The following is a 5194-nucleotide window of genomic DNA, read 5'->3' on the forward strand; positions in this document are numbered from 1 at the left end:
ATGGCACACAAACTAACCCTCAACACTTGTTTTAGCCCAGATAACTCACTGTGCCATCAGCAAAAAGCAACCTTAGGGGTTAAGTTCGGCAGCAACCGCAAGGTTGATGACAAATTCCACCGCAATCATGCTCAAGGACGCAAGACGAATGAAAGATGAAAGATGAAAGATGAAAGATGAAAAAGGGGCGCACAAACAGATGACGGCAAAACGTTCATTGCTGCGATCGCCAAATGAAAGAAAGCGCAACGGGATAAACATCACCCTAAAACACAACGTCTCACCTAATAACACATAACAATAAGCAACAAATCCGCAAGAACACTCAGATTTCAGTTGAATTTTTATCCAAAATAAGGAAGGATGCGAGCTGCGCGCGCCGGTGCACTTTGTCCAGCCATTTGCCATACTGTCTTGACATGATTTGACATACTGTCTTGACATGATTTGACATAGTCTGTTGAGTCGCAAGGGCGCGTTAAACACGCTTTTATTAATAGGAATTGTAGTATCCGCTTATGAGTATGCTTCGCACCACAGCTTTATTGTTGACTATGGTATTGCCAAGTCTCTCCGCTTTAGCAACGGAATATCCTTTACCCCCCTCATCGAGTCGACTCATTGGTGAGAACCATTATTACACTGTGCCAGAGGGTAAACACACCCTTGAAGACATTGCCGCGCAATTCCAGCTTGGTCTAAGTAACTTAATGGAAGCCAATCCTGGGGTTGATCCATTTTTACCCAGACCAGGCAGTAAGCTATTAATTCCACATCAATTAATTCTGCCAAAGGCCCCGCGTGAAGGCATAGTGATCAACGTCGCCGAAATGCGCCTGTATTATTATCCTAAGGGTAAGAAAACCGTTGAGGTGCTCCCCATCGGTATTGGGCAAATCGGTAAAGATACCCCTGAAAACTGGGTCACCAGTGTGCAGCGTAAGCGCGCCAATCCCACTTGGACGCCAACGCCACGCATTCGTAAAGAATACGCTGCCAGAGGCGAAATTCTGCCCGCAGTCTGGCCCGCAGGCCCCGATAACCCGATGGGATTATACGCCCTGTATATCGGCAATTTGTACGCCATCCACGGCACGAATGCCAGCTTTGGGATAGGCCTGCGCGTCAGCCAAGGTTGCGTGCGCCTGCGTAACGACGATATCGAGCATTTATTTAAAACCGTCCCCATCGGCACCCGTGTGCAGTTTGTCAATCAACCGATTAAAGCGACCGAAGAGCCAGATGGTAAGCGTTACCTCGCGGTGCACCAGCCACTGTCGCGCACTATCGAAGAATTTGAGTCAAATGAGCCGGTGGCGATTACCCTACCTCAGGACATTGCCAAATTTATTGCCAAAGCAGATACCGATTCTGCGGTGATTAAAAAGCTGCTTGATGAGCGTACCGGCGTGCCGACAATGATCAACTGAATACCCGACAAGTCGCACTGACAGCCATCACGCACCGCCCATGGCGTGACATGATGGCTCAGCGCCGCCAGTCATTCGCTGGTCAAAAGCCAGAGACAATAATGCCCGCAACTGCGGGCATTATTGTCTCTGGCGATTCTTTTATAGCATCAGCTCTTTTATAACATCAGCTCTTTTATAACATCCGCTCTTTTACAGCATCAGCTTTTTTACAGCATCTGCTTTTTTACAAGCTCAGCGTTTAATCACACCCTAGAATGACACTGGCACCATCACTTAATGACAGACACCATCGCTCACACTGAATCAATCACTCAGTCACTCAGTCACTCAGTCACTCAGTCATATAATCAGTCACATAACGGAGCGCACAGCGCTAAAAAATGAGTCATCACGGCACTATTGGCCAGAATTCGTTGATCAAAATTCTGAAGTCCGGGAGTCTCAGTGCAGGCACCCACACGGGCTCCACTGCGCACCATACACGCTTCAAAAGAAGTATCAAAATGGTTAAAGATCACCCCCTCTTTTACGGGGCAATCATCAATTTCACCGTCGGGGGCGACGGGGAAATACCCGCCCAAGGTATCGCGTAAATCGAGGCTAAAACGCCCTGGCACTTGGCTCGGCTCAAAGGAATACACATAAGTCTCTTGGCTGAGCACATCTTCATGACAGGTTAAAATGCCATCGCGACTGGCGGCGATCAGCAATTGTGCATGTTCCAACAGGAGCTTACCTTCAAGGGAGGAGGTTTCATTGGCCTTAGGTTTACCGTTTTCAAATACAAAACCACGGTTTGGGTTTTCGCCAAATTTGTTGAATCTATGGCCACGATGGAATCCTGTCGGATTCACTAACGGCAAAATACTGAGGTTAACTCGCTCAAATAGCTCAGGCGAAGTCTCGCTTAAAAAATGCAGCAAGCCCCAAGGGCCAGCGGACTCTTCCCCATGGAAACCGGCGCAGATCAGTAAAGACGGTAACCCTGACTTCGCGGCAGGAGCTTGATACAGATTCACGCTGTATTTGCTCACCTCCCCCAAGGTCTTCTCAACCATGCCCAAACGGGAGGTTTCCTGTGTCAGCAACAGATAAAAGTTATCTATATCAGTGCTTTCACAATTAAAAATATCGCTTTTCCACTGAAAGGATTCGAAGGGAGATCTGCTTACCATATGTTGTACTTATGCCAGAAAAAGAACTGTGCCATCATAGCAGCTCTTTTAAAAAACTGAATGATATTCAACGAAATTCAATAAAATCTACCCAGCACGCCCACCTTGGCACACGGCATCGACAGCGGTGCCCCAAAGACGCACACTGTCTCGCGCGCATTTTATCTCTCACCCACGGGCGCGTAATCATTAAAGCGTTCGCTGAGCGTGGCGATATCTGCAGCAACCCATTCACGTTGAATACACTCCACGAGATGCGTCGCCATAAAGTCCACTAATAACCTGGCGGCATAGGGTAAACGTCGATCGCGGCGGCCAACTAAATACCAATTACTTTCAAGGGGAAACCCCACCACAGGCAGTACGGCGGGTTTTTCACGGCCTTCCTGTAAGGTGTGCGCCGAAATCACCGACAACCCCAGCCCCGAGGCCACGCTCAGGCGGATCGCCTCGTTGCTCTCAATTTGCATGGTGTCCGTCAGGCTGATGCCTTGACTGCTGCACCAAGATTCAAACATTAACCGCGTCGCAGAGCCGGGCTCTCGCACAATAAAGCGCTCTTGTTTAAGCTCGTTAAACTTCAACTGCTGACGGCCAACAGCCCAATGTTCCTTTGGGGCAATCAGTTGTAAAGGGTTTTTAATGATCCGAGCCGACACCACATTGCCGCCACTCGGTGGATGGCTAAATAGATATAAATCATCTTCTTGCCGCTCAAATCTGGCAAGAATATGGGCCCGATTACCGATATTTAAGGTGACCTTAACCTGCGGGTACAGCCGATAGAAAGCCCCTAAAATCCGGGGCAAAACGTATTTGGCCGTAGTAACAATGCCAATATTAATATGGCCGACGCTGCCGCCGCGCGCTTGTTGAATAAAGGCATCGACATCCTCAAAGCGGCTTAAGGTATCGCAGGCGGCGCGATATAACTCATGGCCGACCAAGGTAGGCTGCATCCTACCATCACGACTCTCGAGCAGCGGCTCGCCTAAAATATCCGCCAGTTTTTTAAGCTGTAATGACACCGTTGGCTGAGTTAAATGCAACGTCCTCGCGGCCGCCGACATATTGCCGCAGCGCACTACCTCCACATACACCTCAAGTAATCGAAAACTTAACTGGCGCAATGTGCGCTGGACGCTGGCCCCATGTCTATCCATAGATAATCATCTATACCTGTGTGGCAAATAATTTATTTTTCAATATAACCAATTGCGGGCACAATCGCCAGCCAACATCGCCTGTTGAGCTGTTGGGTTTCAGATGGTGCCATACTCAGGCCCTCCACAGGTGTGCGAGCGACATATCAATTTGACATATAACATGATTTTAGATAAACACGAGCCACGAGAGACATCAGTGGCCCAGAGCAATGAGAGCTCCAGATAACCAAGAGAGATAAAAATGCCCGATATTGTGATTGCGTTTTTTGCCTTAGGCTTGTTGGCAGGTTTAGTCAAATCCGATCTTAAAGTCCCACCCGCCATCTATGAAACCCTGTCCATTTTATTGATGCTCACCCTCGGGCTAAAGGGCGGCATGGCGCTGCACGGCCATACGCAAGAACTCGTGATCAGTGAGTTATTCGCCATTATTGCCCTCGGGTTTATCATCCCCTTAGCCTTATTCCCGCTGTTAACCCAGTTAGTGCGCCTCAATCGTACCGACGCCATTAGTATTGCAGCCCATTACGGTTCCGTGAGCGCCGGCACTTTTGCGGTAGTGATGGCGATGGTTGACCAATCCAACCTCAGCTTAAGGCCAGAAACCACCCTGTATTTAGTGCTACTGGAATTACCCGCGATTATCATCATGCTCTGGCTGCACCGCTATTTAAGCGCGAAACAACCGGCAAGCGCAGGCGAGGTCGAACACGGCCAATCGAGCGTACTGCACGAAGCCTTAACCAGTCGCGGGGTGATCTTACTCGTGGGCGGCGTCGTGATAGGTTGGCTCTACGGCCCAACGGGGCTTGAGCCCCTTGCCCCAGTATTACTCGGCGGCTTTAAAACCTTACTCGCATTGTTTTTACTGGAAATGGGCCTCGTCACCGCAAAGGTCTGTTTGCCACTGCCCTTAAATCAATGGCGCTTGGTGATTTTTGCCGCAACCATTCCCTTTGCGTTAGCTTGGTGTGGCATAGCAGTGGGCGTGTGGCTAGCGTTACCCGCTGGCAGTATTTTTGTGTTAGCCGGCTTAAGTGCCAGTGCCTCCTATATTGCCGCCCCCGCCGCCATTCGCGCCGCGATCCCACAGGCCAATATTGGCCTTGCCATGCTCGCATCATTGGGGATCACCTTCCCCATAAACGTACTCATTGGCCTCCCCCTGTATCAACATTGGGTGATGCTGATGACCGCTTAGCTCTTGAGATAGGTGTGGGAGTGGGTGTTGCTGTGGGTGTTGCTGTGGGTGTTACTGTTGATATTGGTGTTAGTGCTGATATTGAGCCAGATGTTGAGCCAGCGGTTACTGCTGGCCCACAGGTAAGGCCGATAACAAGTTAGCGCCTTCATTGGCGCCGCACCATCGGCCATTTACCAAGGCTAGCATGTGCTATTGGCCAAATAGCGCCAATGCTCA

General features: G+C 49.7%; 6 protein-coding genes. 3 read left to right on the forward strand and 3 right to left on the reverse strand.

Going from position 1 to position 5194, the window contains the following annotated elements; genetic code table 11:
- Positions 1-169 precede the first annotated feature (169 nt).
- A complete protein-coding gene (locus ACRCZA_RS15940; RefSeq protein ID WP_438675373.1) occupies positions 170-298 on the forward strand; it encodes a hypothetical protein in 129 nt (42 codons plus the stop codon).
- Positions 299-518: 220 nt separating this feature from the next.
- Positions 519-1430 (forward strand): L,D-transpeptidase family protein, encoded by a 912-nt coding sequence (locus tag ACRCZA_RS15945; protein ID WP_438675374.1) that lies wholly within the window; start codon positions 519-521, stop codon positions 1428-1430.
- Positions 1431-1780: 350 nt separating this feature from the next.
- On the opposite strand, the gene ACRCZA_RS15950 is transcribed toward ACRCZA_RS15945, so the two are convergent.
- Complete coding sequence (locus ACRCZA_RS15950; protein WP_438675375.1) at positions 1781-2608, reverse strand: N-acetyl-ornithine deacetylase; 828 nt, start codon at positions 2606-2608, stop codon at positions 1781-1783.
- A 161-nt stretch (positions 2609-2769) separates the two neighbouring features.
- Positions 2770-3771 carry a LysR family transcriptional regulator gene (locus ACRCZA_RS15955; RefSeq protein WP_438675376.1) on the reverse strand — a complete coding sequence of 334 codons (1002 nt, stop codon included), beginning with the start codon at positions 3769-3771 and terminating at the stop codon, positions 2770-2772.
- 244 nt (positions 3772-4015) lie between these two features.
- On the opposite strand from ACRCZA_RS15955, the gene ACRCZA_RS15960 reads away from it, so the two are divergent.
- A complete protein-coding gene (locus ACRCZA_RS15960; RefSeq protein ID WP_438675377.1) occupies positions 4016-4975 on the forward strand; it encodes a sodium-dependent bicarbonate transport family permease in 960 nt (319 codons plus the stop codon).
- Here the strand turns inward: ACRCZA_RS15960 and ACRCZA_RS15965 are convergent.
- Complete coding sequence (locus tag ACRCZA_RS15965; protein WP_438675378.1) at positions 4972-5127, reverse strand: hypothetical protein; 156 nt, start codon at positions 5125-5127, stop codon at positions 4972-4974. The genes ACRCZA_RS15960 and ACRCZA_RS15965 overlap by 4 nt on opposite strands.
- Positions 5128-5194: the final 67 nt, after the last annotated feature.

The sequence above is a fragment of the Shewanella sp. genome, from assembly GCF_051658185.1.
GTDB lineage: Bacteria > Pseudomonadota > Gammaproteobacteria > Enterobacterales > Shewanellaceae > Shewanella.